The sequence below is a fragment of the Guptibacillus hwajinpoensis genome (assembly GCF_020171785.1).
GTDB classification, from domain to species: Bacteria; Bacillota; Bacilli; order Bacillales; family Guptibacillaceae; genus Guptibacillus; species Guptibacillus sedimenti.
Genome location: NZ_JAIVAE010000002.1, coordinates 258,991 through 276,972, shown reverse-complemented (window position 1 = coordinate 276,972; position 17,982 = coordinate 258,991). Strand labels below are relative to the sequence as shown.

General features: G+C 35.4%; 24 protein-coding genes and 1 pseudogene. 12 read left to right on the top strand and 13 right to left on the bottom strand.

Features of this window, described 5'->3' with window-relative positions; all coding sequences use genetic code 11:
- Positions 1-92 precede the first annotated feature (92 nt).
- From LCL91_RS01870 to LCL91_RS01855, 4 genes are all read left to right on the top strand, one after another.
- Positions 93-815: an alpha/beta hydrolase gene (locus LCL91_RS01870; RefSeq protein ID WP_224879480.1), complete on the top strand. Its 723-nt coding sequence runs from the start codon at positions 93-95 to the stop codon at positions 813-815.
- Positions 816-924: 109 nt separating this feature from the next.
- The gene (locus LCL91_RS01865) at positions 925-1,440 is read left to right on the top strand and encodes a YjcG family protein (protein WP_098443198.1); all 516 of its coding nucleotides are present in this window, start codon (positions 925-927) and stop codon (positions 1,438-1,440) included.
- Entirely contained in the window at positions 1,440-1,862 is a 423-nt protein-coding gene (locus LCL91_RS01860; protein WP_224879478.1) for a GNAT family N-acetyltransferase, read from the top strand. The genes LCL91_RS01865 and LCL91_RS01860 overlap by 1 nt, the downstream gene beginning before the upstream one ends.
- A 115-nt stretch (positions 1,863-1,977) precedes the next feature.
- On the top strand, positions 1,978-2,682 hold the full coding sequence (locus tag LCL91_RS01855) for a DUF421 domain-containing protein (RefSeq protein ID WP_224879476.1): 705 nt from the start codon (positions 1,978-1,980) through the stop codon (positions 2,680-2,682).
- Positions 2,683-2,691: 9 nt separating this feature from the next.
- Here LCL91_RS01855 and LCL91_RS01850 read toward each other — a convergent pair whose 3' ends face one another.
- The 3 genes from LCL91_RS01850 to LCL91_RS01840 all read right to left on the bottom strand — a co-directional run bounded on the left by LCL91_RS01850 (position 2,692) and on the right by LCL91_RS01840 (position 5,199).
- Complete coding sequence (locus LCL91_RS01850) at positions 2,692-2,925, bottom strand: hypothetical protein (RefSeq protein WP_224879474.1); 234 nt, start codon at positions 2,923-2,925, stop codon at positions 2,692-2,694.
- A gap of 80 nt (positions 2,926-3,005) precedes the next feature.
- The gene (locus tag LCL91_RS01845) at positions 3,006-3,914 is read right to left on the bottom strand and encodes a hypothetical protein (RefSeq protein WP_224879472.1); all 909 of its coding nucleotides are present in this window, start codon (positions 3,912-3,914) and stop codon (positions 3,006-3,008) included.
- A gap of 106 nt (positions 3,915-4,020) precedes the next feature.
- Positions 4,021-5,199, bottom strand: coding sequence for a hypothetical protein (locus LCL91_RS01840; RefSeq protein WP_224879470.1), 1,179 nt, complete (start codon positions 5,197-5,199; stop codon positions 4,021-4,023).
- 132 nt (positions 5,200-5,331) lie between these two features.
- Here LCL91_RS01840 and LCL91_RS01835 point away from each other — a divergent pair, with 132 nt between their 5' ends.
- Both LCL91_RS01835 and LCL91_RS21960 read left to right on the top strand, forming a co-directional pair.
- On the top strand, positions 5,332-6,126 hold the full coding sequence (locus tag LCL91_RS01835; RefSeq protein WP_224879468.1) for a hypothetical protein: 795 nt from the start codon (positions 5,332-5,334) through the stop codon (positions 6,124-6,126).
- Between the two features lie 75 nt (positions 6,127-6,201).
- Positions 6,202-6,336 (top strand): hypothetical protein, encoded by a 135-nt coding sequence (locus tag LCL91_RS21960; protein ID WP_255639892.1) that lies wholly within the window; start codon positions 6,202-6,204, stop codon positions 6,334-6,336.
- 45 nt (positions 6,337-6,381) lie between these two features.
- Here LCL91_RS21960 and LCL91_RS01830 read toward each other — a convergent pair.
- Positions 6,382-6,573, bottom strand: a pseudogene (locus LCL91_RS01830) (IS3 family transposase); the annotation flags it as partial.
- Between the two features lie 699 nt (positions 6,574-7,272).
- On the bottom strand, positions 7,273-7,530 hold the full coding sequence (locus LCL91_RS01825) for a hypothetical protein (protein WP_224879466.1): 258 nt from the start codon (positions 7,528-7,530) through the stop codon (positions 7,273-7,275).
- Between the two features lie 351 nt (positions 7,531-7,881).
- On the opposite strand from LCL91_RS01825, the gene LCL91_RS01820 reads away from it, so the two are divergent.
- The 3 genes from LCL91_RS01820 (at position 7,882) to LCL91_RS01810 (ending at position 10,501) form a co-directional block, all read left to right on the top strand.
- A complete protein-coding gene (locus tag LCL91_RS01820) occupies positions 7,882-8,616 on the top strand; it encodes a hypothetical protein (protein ID WP_224879464.1) in 735 nt (244 codons plus the stop codon).
- Positions 8,617-8,630: 14 nt separating this feature from the next.
- On the top strand, positions 8,631-9,551 hold the full coding sequence (locus LCL91_RS01815; protein ID WP_224879462.1) for a methionyl-tRNA formyltransferase: 921 nt from the start codon (positions 8,631-8,633) through the stop codon (positions 9,549-9,551).
- Positions 9,552-10,093: 542 nt separating this feature from the next.
- Positions 10,094-10,501 (top strand): ATP-binding protein, encoded by a 408-nt coding sequence (locus tag LCL91_RS01810; RefSeq protein WP_224879460.1) that lies wholly within the window; start codon positions 10,094-10,096, stop codon positions 10,499-10,501.
- 167 nt (positions 10,502-10,668) lie between these two features.
- On the opposite strand, the gene LCL91_RS01805 is transcribed toward LCL91_RS01810, so the two are convergent.
- The 6 genes from LCL91_RS01805 to LCL91_RS01780 form a co-directional block, all read right to left on the bottom strand.
- Positions 10,669-11,484, bottom strand: a complete 816-nt coding sequence (locus LCL91_RS01805) for a glycosyltransferase family 2 protein (protein ID WP_224879458.1) — start codon at positions 11,482-11,484, stop codon at positions 10,669-10,671.
- An 11-nt stretch (positions 11,485-11,495) separates the two neighbouring features.
- A complete protein-coding gene (locus tag LCL91_RS01800; RefSeq protein WP_224879456.1) occupies positions 11,496-12,290 on the bottom strand; it encodes a glycosyltransferase family 2 protein in 795 nt (264 codons plus the stop codon).
- A 55-nt stretch (positions 12,291-12,345) separates the two neighbouring features.
- Entirely contained in the window at positions 12,346-12,708 is a 363-nt protein-coding gene (locus LCL91_RS01795) for an NAD-dependent epimerase/dehydratase family protein (protein ID WP_224880155.1), read from the bottom strand.
- 22 nt (positions 12,709-12,730) lie between these two features.
- On the bottom strand, positions 12,731-13,024 hold the full coding sequence (locus LCL91_RS01790; protein WP_224879454.1) for an NAD-dependent epimerase/dehydratase family protein: 294 nt from the start codon (positions 13,022-13,024) through the stop codon (positions 12,731-12,733).
- Complete coding sequence (locus LCL91_RS01785; protein WP_224879452.1) at positions 13,021-14,325, bottom strand: nucleotide sugar dehydrogenase; 1,305 nt, start codon at positions 14,323-14,325, stop codon at positions 13,021-13,023. Before LCL91_RS01785 ends, LCL91_RS01790 begins: the two co-directional genes overlap by 4 nt.
- 120 nt (positions 14,326-14,445) lie before the next feature.
- Positions 14,446-15,378, bottom strand: a complete 933-nt coding sequence (locus LCL91_RS01780; protein ID WP_224879450.1) for a glycosyltransferase — start codon at positions 15,376-15,378, stop codon at positions 14,446-14,448.
- Positions 15,379-15,498: 120 nt separating this feature from the next.
- On the opposite strand from LCL91_RS01780, the gene LCL91_RS01775 reads away from it, so the two are divergent.
- From LCL91_RS01775 to LCL91_RS01765, 3 genes are all read left to right on the top strand, one after another.
- Entirely contained in the window at positions 15,499-15,795 is a 297-nt protein-coding gene (locus LCL91_RS01775; RefSeq protein WP_224879448.1) for a hypothetical protein, read from the top strand.
- Positions 15,796-16,207: 412 nt separating this feature from the next.
- Positions 16,208-16,498 carry a hypothetical protein gene (locus LCL91_RS01770; protein ID WP_224879445.1) on the top strand — a complete coding sequence of 97 codons (291 nt, stop codon included), beginning with the start codon at positions 16,208-16,210 and terminating at the stop codon, positions 16,496-16,498.
- 40 nt (positions 16,499-16,538) lie between these two features.
- Positions 16,539-16,832 carry a hypothetical protein gene (locus LCL91_RS01765; protein ID WP_224879443.1) on the top strand — a complete coding sequence of 98 codons (294 nt, stop codon included), beginning with the start codon at positions 16,539-16,541 and terminating at the stop codon, positions 16,830-16,832.
- 91 nt (positions 16,833-16,923) lie between these two features.
- On the opposite strand, the gene fabI is transcribed toward LCL91_RS01765, so the two are convergent.
- Entirely contained in the window at positions 16,924-17,700 is a 777-nt protein-coding gene (gene fabI, locus LCL91_RS01760; protein WP_098443150.1) for an enoyl-ACP reductase FabI, read from the bottom strand.
- 89 nt (positions 17,701-17,789) lie between these two features.
- Complete coding sequence (locus LCL91_RS01755; protein WP_098443149.1) at positions 17,790-17,942, bottom strand: hypothetical protein; 153 nt, start codon at positions 17,940-17,942, stop codon at positions 17,790-17,792.
- Positions 17,943-17,982: the final 40 nt, after the last annotated feature.

Genomic DNA, 17,982 nt, shown 5'->3' with positions numbered 1-17,982 from the left:
TAAATAATTATGTGTTAGAATCATTATATCACTAATGTTTTTTACATTGTCAAACAATCTAACAATTGCAACAATTTATAGGAGGCTTCACAATGAACAGAGGGTCATACAAAGACGAAACGATTTATAGTGAGTACTTAAAAGAAGAAATACCATTTCAAGTTTATTTACCATATAATTATTCCCCCTTATACAAATATTCCTTTTTAATCGCCAATGATGGTAGCGATTACTTTAAGTTAGGACGTCTAGGGCGAACAGCGGATGAACTGATCGAAAATGATGAAATTGAAGAAGTGATCATAGTTGGCATTCCATACAAAAGTGTAGAAGATCGCTGGCGCAAATATCATCCTGATGGAGAGCAAAGTGATGACTACCTGCGTTTTCTTGCGAATGAACTCGTTCCTTATTTGGACGAAGAATATGCAACCTATCACCTCGGATATGGTCGGGGACTTATCGGCGACTCTTTAGCTGCTACCGTTGCGCTGCGAGCCGCTCTTGATTATCCACGTACATTCGGTCGAGCGATTCTTCACTCTCCATACGTAGATGAAGCCATCATGAATCAAGTAAAAGGATTTGCTGAACCTGAACTACTTTCGCTTTATCACATTATTGGAAAGGAAGAAACAGAGGTTCCTACCACTGATGGCAAAACAAAGAATTTTATCGAACCAAATCGAGCGTTAAACAAGATTATTAATGAGAAAGAATTTGATTACTTCTATGATGAATTCGAAGGCGGACATCTTTGGAAGAACTGGCAACCGGATATGAAACGCTCACTTCTACACATGTTTAAACTCTAAATGAGTCTATCGTTTCTTATTTTCGAATTTTTGGTATAATTATAAATGGAACATTATATGACTTGTCGATTAATGGCAATCGAGTATATTAACCAGGAGGGAATGGAATATGAAATACGGCATTGCAATTTTCCCATCGAAAAAACTAGCAGACGTTGCTAACTCCTTTCGAAAACGTTATGATCCGCACTATGCGCTCATTCCACCACATTTGACGCTTCGTGAGGGCTTTGAGGCAACAGAAGAAGAGATTCAGAAGTTGACACCTGTGCTACACAAAATCTCTGATGAATCTAAACCTTTTTCAATGCATGTTTATAAAGTAGGGTCTTTTAACCCCGTTAATAACGTGATCTACTTTAAAGTGAAAGACAATGAAGTACTGGATGATTTGCACAGAAAGTTAAATCCTGAAGAGGCGCTTTCTGAACGTGATTATAACTTTGTTCCACACATTACAATCGCTCAGAACCTATCAGACGATGAGCATTCTGATGTCTATGGTAGCTTACAAATGAAGGACGTTAACCACGAAGAAATGATCGATCGTTTCCAACTTCTTTATCAACTTGAAAATGGTATGTGGACGGTATTTGAAACGTTCCATCTTGGTAAAGTCCGCTAATGGAAGTACGTGTTGTTGAAACTGAGAAAGAACGAAACGATGCCTTTCACGTTAGGCATATGGTTTTTGTTGAAGAACAAAAAGTACCGGCTGAATTAGAAATTGATGAACATGAGGACAAGGCAATCCATTTTGTCGCTTATGATAAAAATATACCCGTTGCAGCCGGTCGTTTTCGGGTATTAAGTGAACTGGCCAAAGTTGAACGTATTTGTGTGCTCCGCGACTATCGGGGGACAGGCCTTGGTTTCCTTCTAATGAACGGAATCGAAAACCATGCTAAACAGCTTAACCTAAAAGGAACAAAGCTAAATGCCCAAATAAGTGCTGTAGGCTTTTATGAAAAACTTGGATATAGGATTGTTTCTGAGGAATTCATGGATGCGGGCATTCCACACGTAACGATGACAAAGGTTCTATGACGCTGGGTATTCCAGTGTCTTTTTTTGTGCCTTTGTATTATAAAAATGAATGATATATTCTCCATTTCCGTACATCCTAAGAAAGACTGTAAATTGAAGAGAAGAAGGTGATCCTGTGGCTATTGGATCAATTACGGTGGAACTTCTTGTTGGATTTATTGCTTTACTTATCCTAACGAAAGCACTTGGCAAAACCCAAATCACACAAATTACCCCATTTGATTTTATCTCTTCTCTCGTACTAGGAGAATTAGTTGGGAATGCAATTTACGATAAAGATGTGAACATTCAGTCCATTTTATATGCTGTGCTATTATGGGGAGTATTAATTTACGTTGTTGAATGGATTACGCAGAAATTTCGAGGAACTCGAAACATTTTAGAAGGAAACCCTTCTATTGTCATTCATAAAGGAAAAATTAATCGGGATCAATTAAAAAAAAGCAAGCTCGATATTAACCAATTGAAAAATTTATTAAGACAAAAAGATGTCTTTTCACTTCGGGAAGTTGAATTTGCGATACTGGAAACAAACGGCAGCATCAGCGTTCTAAAAAAGTCAGAGTACTTACAGCCTACAAAACAAGATTTTAATCTAAAAAAAGAACAGGGATACCTTTCAGTAGATATTATTTCTGATGGGAAAGTTGATCTTGAGAATCTAAAAGATGCCGGATTTAACGAAATTTGGATTGATAAGATACTCAAAGAACATAAAATCGACGATCCTAAGGATGTGTTAATTCTTGAATGGAAAGAAGATGAAGGTGTCTTTTTGCAAAAGATGGATAAGAAAAACAAACAAAAAAAGAGCAGATAACCTCTGCTCTTAGAACCAGTAACGCTCTTTCCTCTCATCCTCATTTTCTCTATCTTCACGTTCCCTATCCTCATCAGCAACATCGTTAGAGCCAAAAAACCCCCATGGATCACGGCGATTGTCTCTTCGGTCCTCTTTGTTGTGTCTATGCTCATCGCGTTCTTCTTGAATAATGACTTCATTCGCTTTAATAATCACCCGGTCAACATGAATGACTTGTGGCTTTCTTTTCTTTTCAGACATTTTAAAACCTCCCCCTTTTATCCTCTTACTTCACGTTATCCTATGCAAGAAGAGGATAGTGGGTATGGGCGACATCTATATTAGTAGCTCAAGGCTATTTGATTGGATACTTTAATTCGATAATTATTGCTTTGAAAATACACAAAACCTTCAATAATAACAGGCTCTTTGAATTCAGATTTAATCGGAATTTGAAAACTTTCAATAGCAATTTTGTCACCTGGATGTAATGTCACTGGATGTAATGGAGACACCCATATCTCTCCTTTTTCTTTCGCTTTATCCAACCCATCATGATCTGGAAAAACCCAGTGAACGCGATCACTCGAATCCAGCGATTTTGTTTCAGCAACTTCAATCGGGTAAATTCTCCCTTTTAAAGTCGCCATTTCTGACGGTGAAAAACGAAAACATACGAGTGGATTCGTTAATTTCGCTACTCCACAATTTTCAATTTGCAAATCACCTCGTATCATCACCGACTGTTTATCAAGAATAATAATGGAGGTATTAAAGTAACTAACGGCAAAATGATCAGCAATTTCCGTTGGCTTTGCCTCCACTTCAGCTACCTTTTCAGTAGGAAGAAACTGTGCTTTTTTTTCTAAGTTCTTGATTTTTCCCTGATAATGTTGAAGTCGCTTGTCTTTTTCATTAATCTCTATTTGCATTTCTGCCAGTAGATCTTCATATCCCTTTATTTTAGTGGTATCTTCCGTTCTACTATTTGCTTTCTTCGTTACATCCACTTCATTTTTCATCTCAATCAATTCCTGTGTCTGAGTTTCGAGCGTTCCTTCTAACTTAGTCAACTCTTCTTTCAAGTGAGCAATCGTACTCTCATGATCTTTAGTTGACTCGAGTTGCTTCTCTAATGTAGCCAATTGATCATTGGCAAAAATAAGTTCCTTCTCGAGCTCTAATGATTTTTCTTGAAAATATTTTGTTCGTGAAATGAGACGAGAGTAACTTAACTTCTCTCCTTGCATCGATCCTCCCCCTCTCTTGCCAGCGCTACCCTTATTCTATATGTATGAGTAGTAGGTCTTCTTTCATAACAAAAAAGTGCAGGATATGATCTCCTGCACTTCAGATTTATGGCTGTTTCTTATACTTTAGATCTTCAAATGTGATGCAATCATCAATTGTTAATTCGCCTTCTTCAACTTCTACTGTTCCTGTATTAAATACGACATTTCCTCTACGATTCAATAAATGAACTTCAAACCACTGATCATCGTCAGAATCGACGACAGCTAATTTAAAGTCAAGCTTACGACCACGATCGGTTTCTCCGCTACCTTCAATGATGAACTTTAATCCATCTCCACACTCTTTACATTCGAGTGTATCCTGATCAAAGCTTGTAGCTGTGAAAGTAAAGTCGTGCTTTCCATCACTTGAATCGGTGTCATGGAAATTCAGTTTCATCGAACTACCTGATAGGCTGCAATCATCGCATATATTCACAAGTAATGTTGCTTTGCCTTCATCTTCAGAATCCGTTTCGCCACTCGCTTCTCCAGATAGTGAACAATCACAATTTGGTCGAGGGAAAATGTTTGGACACTGTTCAGGGAATTCTACAGGAGGACATTCATTAATTGAGTCAGAGTCAGGTGCAAGAAGATCATTATCTCGAGGTGAACAGAATTTAGCAAGTACCTCTAGTTTTACTTCTGCTTCTACTTGAATATCAACACAGAAAATGACTTCAAGATCAAAAGAGCGTGGTGCCGGGCAATTTAGCAGGACTGTTCCTGAAGGAATGCGGCAAACAATTTTAGTAATTCGGCAGAAAAGATCTGTCCCATTCGGGAAACACAAAACGAATGATTCAAGAACAGATGCGTTGCAGTCGACCTCGGTTACTAACTTACCATGGCGATCAACAACCTTCACCTTCACATCAGTTGTAAAGAGAAGGTCAACGAGTTGAGCATCCGCAAATCCCCCACCAGGGATCGCTACGCTAACATCACGTTTTTCTCCAATTTGTTCACAGAAGAAATCATCATCTGTATGTTCGCTACCTGAGAGCGGGAACAATGGAGGGGCTTCCGGTGTTTTACATACGATACGAAGAGGACGGCGGCTAGGATCTTCCATAGCACACTCGATCTTTTTAAGCTCATGATCTGTAAAGTGTATTTTCTTCTTTACAGAAAGCTGATCGGTCACCCAGTCGTATACTTTTTGAACGCGAATACACTCATCCTGCAAGCTATTTGTAGCTGTTGGAACGGTGTGTTTCTTATGTGGTTTGTGACCCATATCGTTCCTTCCTTTCTTTCACATGATAGGTTGATTCCCTACATACTATGGAATTAGCACAGAAATGCAACAGAAGGAGTGGCCCAAATTTATTTGCAAGCTATCAACATAAAATTCAGGGAGTGAAAGTTATTGAATAAATTGTATTGGATGGATAAAGAGATTTGTAATCTTGATATTATTGACCTAGAGACTCTTAAAATTCTTTTACCTTATTGGGGAATTACATTTCAAAATAATAGACTCATTGGATCACTAATTACAAAAAAAATGTATCTCAATATTGAATCAAGCGACAGAGCATCATTTTTCTTTTCTTTACTAACTCACACTGGGATTGAGTTGAGTGATCATGCAAACCCCGCAGTTCTAAATATAACAGTCAACGTTTCCGATAAATATAACTACCCGCTTTCATTAATTACTGAAGAAAAAACGTATCATCTCAAAGGAATGAAAAGTAAAAGCTTGGATTTACAAAAGAGAATTCATAAAAATATTTGGTTACCTGACCCGTTTTCCACACTAAAATGTTCGGTTCACCCTGAATACATCGATACGTCAATGGAATGGCTTGCTTATTTAACGATTCAATATTATATGAAACCATACTTTAAACCGATTGATCATCTATCTATAGCACAATACGAATTTCTAGTTACATCTGTACTCGAAAAAATCAACCCTATCTTTTCTTCTTATCAAATTTCAGCAATATCTATATCTGATTGGCCTTCACTACCAGATGAATATTCATCAATTAAACAGACAAAGCGTTCACCAAACGAATCAATAAGAGAACGTAAAACTATATCGCCATTTCAGTCTCAACAATCCCTATTCACCCCACAACCATTTAATCCTTTTAAATTCAATCGAGAAACAGCTAAGAAATCAGTGATTAACCCATTTTATAGAAAACCTTAATCATCTCAACACCTCCCGTTTGAGCATGAATAGTATGTATTATTCAAAGGAAAAGCTCGAATGAGGAGGATATGAATGAAAAAGGCTGATATACAAGCACTTTATCGAGAAGTTAAGAGAAGAAGGCGAGCAAATAAGAATTCCAGTTCTCCAAAAAAAGCTACAGGGTGTAAGTCTTGTGGAAAAACGAATTGGCGTCCTAATCAATAAAAAAGACCTGAAATAGTCAATTGTAACTGCTGATAGTAAATGACCTCGGTATTGTACCGGGGTCATTTTATTTAATCCCCATTGGTACCTTTGGTGGTTATAACGGTGGATATAGCCATCTACTTTCTCTTTCAGTTCATTCAAATTCCTGCATGCTTTGTGATTGACCCGATCTTTAAAATGACCAAAGAATAATTCCATTGGAGCGTTGTCCCAACAGTTTCCCTTTCTAGACATGTATTTTTTCAGAGATCTTGTTTTGAGCTTTTCTAACGCTTAATCAACTAATTCCATTCCAAGCGAAGTGGAGACATGATGAGCGACAATTTCTTTTGTTTTACTGTCCTTCACACAGGAGAGATAAGCTTTTTGTCCCTTCCCATAACAAATAAAGGTAATGTCTGTTAAGTAGACGAGACCAGGCTTTTCCTACTTGAATTTTCGGTGGTTTGGACATGTGCTGTGCTTTTGAGTCGTTTTCATCATTCACTTATAAGGATTAACTCTTCTAATTTTAGTCACAAATTGAAACTTTCTTTAACCATCTGATTTTTTTTATGGTTCATAATGACCTCGTGATCATTCCCTAAAAACATCTTACTTTGAAGCGCGCCTACTTTCTCATCTTCCTGTTGAAAAATAGACCGAATTAACGTGACATCCTCTTCATCTCTAGTATTTGTCCATTCTCTCTTACCTCGAGACTTTAACCAGGCATAATAACCACTTCGGCTCACACCGGTTAAGGCGCATAAGTAGGAGACCAGCTATTTCTTCTTCTTCAACGCCTGCCTTTCGAGTTCGTCTAGCTTTTTTAAGAATTCATTCTCAACCTCTAAATAGTTGATCCGTGCTTCAGCCTTCTTTAGCTTTTCTTCAGTGAAAGCTCTCGTTTTGAAGGCCGTCCTGGGCTTCCCTTGCCTCTTCGTTCTCCTTCTAATCCTGCTTTTCCATACTTCTTACAGGTTTCACGCCACCGTTGTAACGAGAGTTTGGGTGGTCTTGACCGATAAAATTGACATAAAACCCATGTTCCTCAAAAATTTGGCTAGGAAATTTTCCTTTTTGATACTCTTTAATAGCAACCTGTTTAAATGAGGATTGACAGCTGATGGTAAGGCCTAATAAACGCAACACATTCAAATTATTTTGAAGCTGCTTCAATTCCTTCTCAGTAAACATACGATGACTCATACGCTCACTCCGTTCATGGTCTTTGTTTCATTATAAATGGGTTTTATTTCTACAAACAGAAAGAACCCGAATAATGGGCACTTTTTTATAAGTGTCCATTATTCGGGTTGTAGTTCATAGATACGGTCGTTTCTTTATTTGATAAACTACAGGGGGATCATGGGAGAAATTGTTTGAAATTACATAATTATAATAACGCACAATAATTTTTACTAACGTTTTTTGACAGAACTTAATTGAAAACACTTCACAGATAACATCATGTACAATAATAAGAAATTATTAACTTTCTATTATTCCTATACATACAATAGGAGGTAAGTAAGTTACAAATATACGGAGTGAATATACATGAATGCATTTTCATACAAAGAGTATTGTGATATTATTTCTAGACTTAATCAGCAACATGAAATTATTGATTTTAGTGAGGTTACAGAAAAGAGTAATCATTTCGCAATCATTCGTCATGACGTCGAGTTTTCTGTTGAGAGAGCATTCAAGCTAGCTGAACTAGAAAAGTCTTTAGGAATCAAAACGAGTTATCTGTTTCAAACAAGGAATAACGCCTATAATTTATTTTCAACAAAAAACATAAATTTAATAAGAGAAATTAATAAGATGGATCATAAAATAGGTATTCATGTACACTTGGGAATGCTATCGTGTATTTCTAAAATTAGAGAATATATAAGTAATGATATTGAAATTATGGAAAGTTTACTTGAAATTCCGATTGACCGTTATTCCTTTCATCGACCCTCTAAGAAGATACTACGAGAAAAATTGAATATAGATGGAAAAATCAACACATATGATTCCCTGTTTTTTGACCTGAAGGAAAGTGAACAAGGTTTTGATAATGTAAGAGTAAAGTATTACTCAGATTCTAGGCATGGTTGGGAATATGGATATCCTGATTTAGATGGATTAAAAAAATATTCTAAAATTCAGTTGTTAACTCACCCCTATTCATGGACATCTGTAGGTTATAAAAACTCTGACAATTTCACCTCCTTGAAAAGAGAGAAGGTTCAAATATTAAATGAAACATTCAAGGAAGAATGTAATCACTTTCCTTTATAAATGGAGTGATAAGGATGTTATACAAAGTTGTGATTTTTGGAAATAAAGAAACAACAGAAAAAATGATTCGATTTATACACAATGAGATAATACCTATTAATCTGATTATTACAGTTAAAAATATTACTTTACAAAATCAAATTTCAGGATACAAAGATTTAACTACTTTATCTAATGAACTAGGGATTCAATGTTTCCAAGTTTCTGATTACAAGTTAATGGATAAAACAAGTTTAGAATTTTTTTATCGAAACTCCTTTGAGATTGGTATTTCAATTGGGTGGCAACGTATTATTCCAGAACAAATCTTAAATAAGTTCGATTTTGGCATTTTCGGTTTTCATGGTAGCGCTGGCCACTTACCATATGGGAGAGGGCGTTCTCCACTAAATTGGTCAATAATTAAAGGCCACAAGCGCTTTATCAATAACTGTTTTAAATATAATCCAAAGGCTGATGAGGGAAGTATTCATTCCATTAAAGTATTTGAAATCAATGAATTCGATACTATTCAAACGCTACAATATAAGTCTTTTTTAGTTGGGAAAGAGCAAATATCCAATTTAATTCATGATTATTTAGACAATAGCATTACCTTAAGACCTCAAGTATCAAATAAAACGTCTTGGTACCCTAAAAGATCTGCAAAAGATGGAAGAATCTCATTAAACAGTTCAACAGTAGAAATATACAATTTAATCCGTGCAGTTACACACCCTTTCCCGGGTGCTTACTTATTTACTTCGAAGGGTTCAAAAATTATTATTTGGGAAGCTTATCCTTTTGACTACTTTTTAGATACAATCAACTATAAAGTTGGCGAGGTCATAGAAATATTCAAAAAAGATATGATTGTAAAAACTATAGATGGTTCACTCATCATAAAAAATTACGAAACAGATGATAAAATCAATGCGAAAGATATTCTATACTAAACAACTATTAGTATCGGTGATAAAATCCCTTATAACAACGTTACCAAATTCCCCACTAATAATGGATAATTATGCTATATAACTTTTAGACATGGAGTGTAGAGTGATGGTCCGAACTACTGAGGAATTTTTTATGGTTAGAGTATAAAAAGTATCTTAAAACGGGAATAAAAAAAAGGAACTATGAATTGCTCAGTGTTATTTGACCAGATAGAAGCATTAGGATATGAGGGTAAGAAAACTATTCTTAGAGACTTTGTAAGGCCATATCGTACAAGTCTAAATAGCAAGCGACTGTTCTATATGAAACCTCTCCTGGTAAACAGGCTCAAATGAAATAGGGAGAGATTGGCAAATATGAAGTAAATGAAGAGCAGAAAGAAGTTTATGCTTTCACTATGGTATTAAGCTATTCTCGTATGAAGTATGTAGAGTTTACAGACAGCATGAATCTAAAAAAGTTAATGAAGTGTCATATGAATACTTTGGTAACAATACATGACTTTGACTTTCTTTTTAACCGAGCTTAGATTCCACCACGAGTGAACGAAGTTCTGACAGGAAGGTATATACATAATGAAGAAAACAACATCCTACTTGGACCACCTGAAATAGGTAAGAGTCACTTAGCAATATCCATGGCTTTAGAAGAGTTAACTCAGGGCCATACTGTTCTTTTCATTAATACGAATAATTTTATCAGTGAATACCGGAAGGCGCATAAAGAAGGATTTATCTTACGTATTATCAAGCGTTACTGTCGTCCAGACCTTCTTATTATTGATGAAATAGGCTATTTTACCTTCAATGAAGTTATTGCTCATACCCAGTTTCAAATCATATCAAAAAGGTACGAACAAGGAGTTATGATCTTAACTTCACACAAGTCTTATGTTGAATGGGCCAAGATTTTTGTTTTGGTGAAATTATGCTTGCTACAGCCATGTTAGACTGAACCGTTCACCACTCTACTACATTCAATATCAAAGGTGGATCTTACAGATTAAGTTAGAAAGTTAAAGCTGGCTGTATGCCAGCTAAGATGCGCTAATATTAGGAAATTTATTTCCGTTATAAATTAGGGAATGATAAATCGTTATTGAAAACAACCTTCCAATTAATCTTTTTTCTTCTTAGTTGCTTGAATTTCATTAACTAAACAAATCTTTTTCCAAGTATTCGGAGAACCAATATACCTAGCCTTAACACCATCTCCCCAGCGACTTAATGCTTTATCCGTATAATATTTTTTAATCACATTGTACATTTCAGCATTTTTATCCGAGCTCAAATTATTACCATGGATTCGCAAATTATAAAGGTTTTCATCTATATATTTAAACTTATAATTATCTAATAATCTTAATAGCATTCTTCGATCTTCCATTAGGCGTCCTTTACTTGGATCATCAATTTCCCATCCTCCTACTTCTTTTACACACTCTGTTCTATAAAATCTAGGTTGTACCATTGGTCCATAAGTCACAAAATCGTATTTAGATTTAAATTCCACTCTTTTAATTACATGTCTAAAAAAATCTTTTTCTTTTCTATTCAGCCATAGATTGGTATTAGAATATGCTAAAGCTATTGTTTTCGACTGCTTTTCCATTTCAGAGACCATGATTTCTAACAAATTGGGTTCTATCCAATCATCCCCATCAACCTGAACAAAATATTTAGTATCAACATATTTTAATGCTGTATTAAGGACATGACATACGCCTTGATTTTTTTCATGTTTGATAATTTTAGTCTGTCTTGGATCGGAAATTTCTTTTACTATTTGTAAAGTATTATCTGAAGAAGCATCATCAACAATTATTAGCTTCCAACTTGAAATAGTTTGGTTATGAATAGATTGAATGGTTTGTCTAATGAATTTCTCTTTATTAAATGTTGGAACAACAAATGTTACTAGAGCCTTAGACATTTGAAATCCTCCTATTGTCTAAATTTTTTCTTTTTTAACCTATGAAGCTGCTTCCAACCATCACTTGTATTTCTAAATATTGGTTCGTATTCGTCTCCCCAGCGCTTCAATGTATCTTTAATACTCCACTCTACCATTTCGATACATTTATCTAAATTGTTCGTTAAATTGGAATTATGTCTTCGATGTTTATAAAGCTCACGATCAATCCAGTGGAAATGATAATTTTCTATTAATTTATACATCACTCTCATATCTTCTCTATATCTTCCACCAAACGGGTCATCAGTTGGCCATCCTCCAATTTCTTTTAGTGCAGTAGTACGATAAAATCTGGGAGCCATTGACAGATTAGCAATAAGAAACTCGTATCTACCTTTAAATCCACTCCCTTTTTTTATTCTTATATTTTTTTTCTTACCTTTTTTATCTTGAAATACCGTAGTATTTCCACATATTAATCCTACTTTTTCAGATTGTAATAATGCCTCTTTTATCATAATTTCTAATGTGTCTTCGTAGAACAGGTCATCTGCATCTAATTGAACAACGAATGGAGTATTTACCAATTCTAATCCTGCATTTAAACTTTTTGATTGTCCTAGGTTTTTCATATTCTTTATTAGAGTGACTCTTTCATCTGATAGATAACTTTTTATTTCATCGAAGTATTTATCTGTTGAGCAATCATCAATAAGAATAACATTCCATTTTTTGTATGTTTGTTTAAAAACAGATTCTATCGCTTCCTTTAGAAAGCATCCACTATTATAGAAAGGAATTAAAACTGTTACTCGATCATTCATATTTCAAATTCTCCTTATAAAACTTAATTGTTTCACTAAGACCACTAGATAAATCTTAGCTAGGTGTCCAATCAAGTGAATTTTTAGCAACAAAATTATCTAGTATGCTATGCTTTATTTCTCCAGAAATAGGAGGTAAATATACAGGAGTCAATTTTAAGTCCATTTGCTCAGAGACTAATTTCACCAAAGAATTAATAGAAGTATCTATTGAACTATTAATATTAATAACTTTGTTTCTTCCATTTTTTATAGATTTTATATTGGCACTTGCAATATCTTTCACATAAACAAAATCTCTTGTTTGGTTACCGTCTCCATAAATAACGAATGGTTTTGACAATAAGGCATTTCTTATTAGTTTCGAAACCACTCCATCTTCTTGATTTGGTCCATATACATTCGAATATCTTAATATTGTATATAGTAAATTAAAATGTTTATTGAAAGTTTATATATATCCCTCTAGCATCTTCAGAAGTATTCTCCATTGAGCTTGACACAAGGACTTGTGCAGCATGGTGAATAACATATTCCGGTTTCTCGAGTTCAAAAACACTATTAAGTTCTTCCAAAGTAATGTCCAGTTTGTATACTTTAACTTTTGTAGGAATAAATTTATTATGGTTTTTTGACAAGTTATCTACTATTACTGGTTGATATCCTTTATCAAGTAACATTTTGACAATATGTCCTCCGATAAAACCTGCTCCACCGGTAACTAGTATTTTCAAAATTCTCCACACCCGAACTTGAATATTTCTGCATTGCCATTTAATCCATTAGTCGCATTTCTTGTATCGAAAATGACAGATGCATTGTCTATTAAGTATTGAACATCTAAGCATGAGTGCTGAGTCAAAATAACAACACAGTCTGTTTCTACCAAAAATTCCTTTGAAATATCAACACTATAGTAGGTCATGTCTTCTATCTTTAATTCCGGAATCAGAGGATCGTGGTAATTAACTTCAAAGCCATTTTCAATTAATTTTTTCATGATAACGATAGAAGGTGACTCTCTGATATCGTTATTGTCTCTTTTATAGCCAACTCCACAAAGTAAAATTTTACCTACGCTATTCTCTTTATATTGATTTGTTAATCCTTCTAATTTTTTCACAATATAATTCGTTACATTTCGGTTTGTTTTTGTTGAAAGATTAATAAACTGACTATTCATTCCTTTTTGTTTAGCTTTCCAATCAAAGTATATAGGATCTACTGGAATACAGTGACCACCAATTCCAGGTCCAGGATAAAAAGGAGTATATCCAAAGGGTTTAGAACTTGCTGCTTCAATAACTTCCCATATATTAATGCTCAGGTGATCACAAAGCATTGCTATTTCATTAACAAAAGAAATATTGATAAGTCGATAACTGTTTTCAAGTAACTTTGTCATCTCAGCTACTCGAGTGGACGAAACCATCTGTACGCTATGAAATACCTTACTGTAAATCTCACAAACTTTTTCTCCACAATTGACAGTTACACCACTTACAACCTTTGGAATTTGTTCAAGTTCATAATTCTTATTTCCCGGATCAATTCGTTCAGGTGAATATCCTAAGAAATAATCTTTTCCTGTCAAAAAACCTCTTTGTTCTAGAATAGGCTTTAGAACATCTGTTGTTGTTCCAGGATATGTCGAGCTTTCAAGTATGACAACTTGTTCTTTTTCCAACCTATTCTTTAGCTCATTTGCAACGTGGGTTAGAAAACTTAAGTCAGGATTACTGTTTTTCCCTAAAGGGGTCGGCACACATATGATGATTACATCAAGGTGTTGTATAACATCGTAGTTATCTACTACCATTAATTCTTTATTGGACATAGCATTTCTTATTTCATCACCCGAGATATCAGGAAGATAGCTTCCCCCATTATTAAGTTGCTCGATTTTTTTCGTATCTATATCTATACCTATTACATGAAAGCCTTTCTTCACAAAAAGTAAGGCTAGTGGCAATCCAACGTAGCCAAGTCCTATTACGCCTATTCTTTTTTGTTCCGAATTACTTTTAACTTTCAATCTTAGTCCTCCCTTCGGCAAAACTTAGCACTTATATATCTTATGGACGAGAAATTTGATTGGTATGGTTTAGTGTAATGAGTTTGTTAAAATAGGTCCTAAAAAAACAATAGGCAATTATCACCTATTGTTAACGATATGGACAATATTTTTGATTAGTTCTTTTACCCTTACTTCAGTAGTGTGCAATTCATGTACCATCTTATAACCCCTAATAGCGATATCGATTCTCTCTTGCTCGTGTTTAAGATAATAATTCGCTTTCTCTCTAAAATTTTTCTCATCTACAGATACAAAAGTTTCCTCATCGACAAACCCTAGGTCTTCCAACTCATTGTTACCTGGCGCCAAAAGTAAAGTATTACAAGCAAGAACTTCGAAGTACTTTAATAAGGGGAAGTGAAGTATACTATCACATGTTAAAAACATTTTGGCTCGGTTAATTTCCATGGCGTATGCTTCTCCGGCCAAAACGTTTTTCTTCCCATCATCTACGGTACCGTATCCTGGGTGTTGATAGTAATAAAAGCCTTTCTCACCTTTCATTGTTTCAAACATTTTCCTCCTTAAAGGGTAATACCTTTCATCCATTGCTCCCATCATTAGCCACTTATGAGTTTTCTTTAATTTATAATCTATAAATATCTCTTTAGGAATATGAAAAGGAAACCAAATCATTCGCTCCTTATATTCAGGGAACCAGCTTAGGAAGGGATCTCTGTAAATAGAAAAAATATGTTGGATGTTTTCCCTCTCGATAAACCTTTTTCTCTGGTAAACTTTGTAATGCAAATCATGCATAATAATTCCTACAGGTATACTACAGTTTTTCAATCCTTTAATTTGCGGACAATAATCAGGTTTAAAATCATTTAATAATATAAAATCAGGTTTGTTAGGGAGATTTGCCAGAATACTAGAAATATGCCCTCTTGAATGCCAAAGCATCAAGTCTGCCTGGCGCTGAAGTTCTTTAACTAAATAAAAACTGCTTTTTTCAATATGACTTGAAAAGTCCTTTGTAATAAACAATACTCTCGGTTTCTTATCCAAAATACTCGCTCCTTACTTAATTGAACAAGCGCCTCTTTTCACTCGTTTAGGTGCTTATCCATAACATAAAAAACATCTGTCAATATAATGTAAAGAATTCATAGGATAGGAGGTTAAAGGATGTCAAGTTTATTTGATGATTGCAACAAAGAAAAGAACAGATCTAAATGTGATAAGTGCTTATGCCATCAGTTGCATAAAAGAAATGAAGGGAGTAAGTTTTTCATCTTAGTAGATGGATTTCCTGAATTTATTGAAGCAACTCTTGTGTATTCTGACAGCCAAAAATGCTGCGCAACTTTTGTTGTAAACGATATGGTATCACCAATGAACGTATTCCCTAGTGGAATGGGAAGTACATTCACATTAATCGTCGATTGTCGTGATCTACGCGCGCTCATTTCTGTGCATAACTAACCACCTGATTAAGCCACCGTATGATTGGTGGCTTTTTTGAATCTAAATATGAATGTGTACAGTATTTAAACCAAGATAATGCGCTTTGTTTCTATTTCTACCTCCTCATAAAATAAAGTTTTTCATTTTTTCAACTAACGTATTTGAATTATTAATTCCTATCCAGTTTATGTTAAGAATAATGTATTTAACTATTAAATTTAATTTTAACCATATCAGTACGATAACTTTCATCCATATCGATATCTAAGATAAAAATGCTGATTACGAAAATTTAGTTAACCCATCTAGGGCTTTCTTTTCGAGCATTTTGGTTACACTAAATAATTTATCTAATTCATTAAAATTATGCGAATGGCCTGTACCATTCGCCGTCTCTAAAAAGTAAAATCCGTATATTAAAAGGTATACCTTGAAAGGAGGAAAAAGAATAGGATATAAAAATGATACTCAAGGTGCTCGTCGTCACGTTCGTCGTAATGTTGCAGGTGCTAGTGAGAATGGTGGAAGAGAACTTCGACCAATTGAGTTTGACATCGAGAAAGAAGATAACAGCAAAGATATTGCCTCTGCAAGAATTATTAACAGCGGAAACTCTGAAGTAAACGTTAACGTTAATGCTTCAGCAGCTGCTGCCGCTGCTGGTGCAGAAGAGCTAGAAGAAGATAGTGAAGATAATGGCCACGGCCGTAAGAAATGGTAATGCTAGTATCCTATTCATCTTCTTATAAGGAGGTTACATGATGAGTAGGAAATCAGAAAAAGCTCAAGAACTATTGGCTCTCATTAAAAATAGTGGAAACTCTGACGTAGATGTTGATGTGATTGTTGATACGATGCCCGTTGCTTTTGCAATCCTTCTTGGATCAGGATCAGTTGGTGGACTTAATGAGAATGAATTAGACGAAATGATAGACCGATTCCATTATTTGATGAACAATCAAGCAATTTCTCCACGCAGAAGAAAACGAGATACGGAACGAAAAAACACTTCCTATTGTAAAAGGTTGCACCGTCCCACCGTCCCCGCCCTTTAACGAATCGTCGATAACGAAGGAAATCCCCTTTCCGAAGCTACATGTCTTTCCAAAATAAAAACCACGACGCCATCGTCGTGGTTTTTTATGATCAAGTCGCAATGATATTATAGCCACTATCCACATGAATCATCTCACCAGTAATTCCACCAGAAAGATCACTCATCAAGAATAGTGCTGTGTTTCCTACGTCTTCCTTCGTTACCGTGCGGCGCATTGGAGACTTCTCTTCAATTTCTTTAATCACCGAATTAAAGTCGCCAATTCCTTTTGCAGCAAGCGTACGAATTGGACCAGCTGAAATCGCGTTAACACGGATATTATCTTTTCCAAGGTCATTTGCAAGGTACTTCACACTTGCGTCAAGAGAAGCTTTTGCGACACCCATTACGTTATAGTTGTTTACAACGCGCTCGCCACCGAGGTACGTCATCGTAAGGATGCTTCCACCTTCCGTCATCAGTGGACGAGCTGCTTTTGAAACAGCAGTAAGAGAATACGAGCTGATGTTATGCGCTAGCAAGAAGCCTTCACGCGTTGTTTCAAGGTACTCCCCTTTTAATTCTTCTGTTTTCGCAAATGCGATACAGTGAGCAAGTCCGTGAATCACACCGACTTCTTCTTTAATTTGAGCAAATGTTGCTTCGATTTCTTCGTCATTTGTAATATCACAAGGTAAAATAACGGAATCATCACGATCTAGCGTACCTGCAAGGTCGCGAACGTTTTTCTCTAAACGCTCACCTGCGTAAGTAAAGATCAATCGTGCACCAGCACTACTTAATGCTTGTGCAATCCCCCAGGCAATGCTTCGTTTGTTTGCAACGCCCATCACAACATATGTACGGTTCTCAAGAGACAGGTTCATATCCATGCTCCTCCTCGAATTTATTATTAGTTATTAGCACCACGTCCTAAGTATAACACGGTTTATCAAACATGCACCATGAGGATTTTTCACCCTTTACTTGTTTGAATATTTCGTCTCTCATAACCACATGCGGGACATTCAAAAATGATGTTTTGATTTGACTGAGCCGTTATGGACTTCTCCATCTCATTGGTTCTTCCACATACGGGACAAATGACTTTTGGAATTTCAGTATTCATTCTCTTCTCCTCCTTCCGTTCGCCTATGATAGAAGTATCG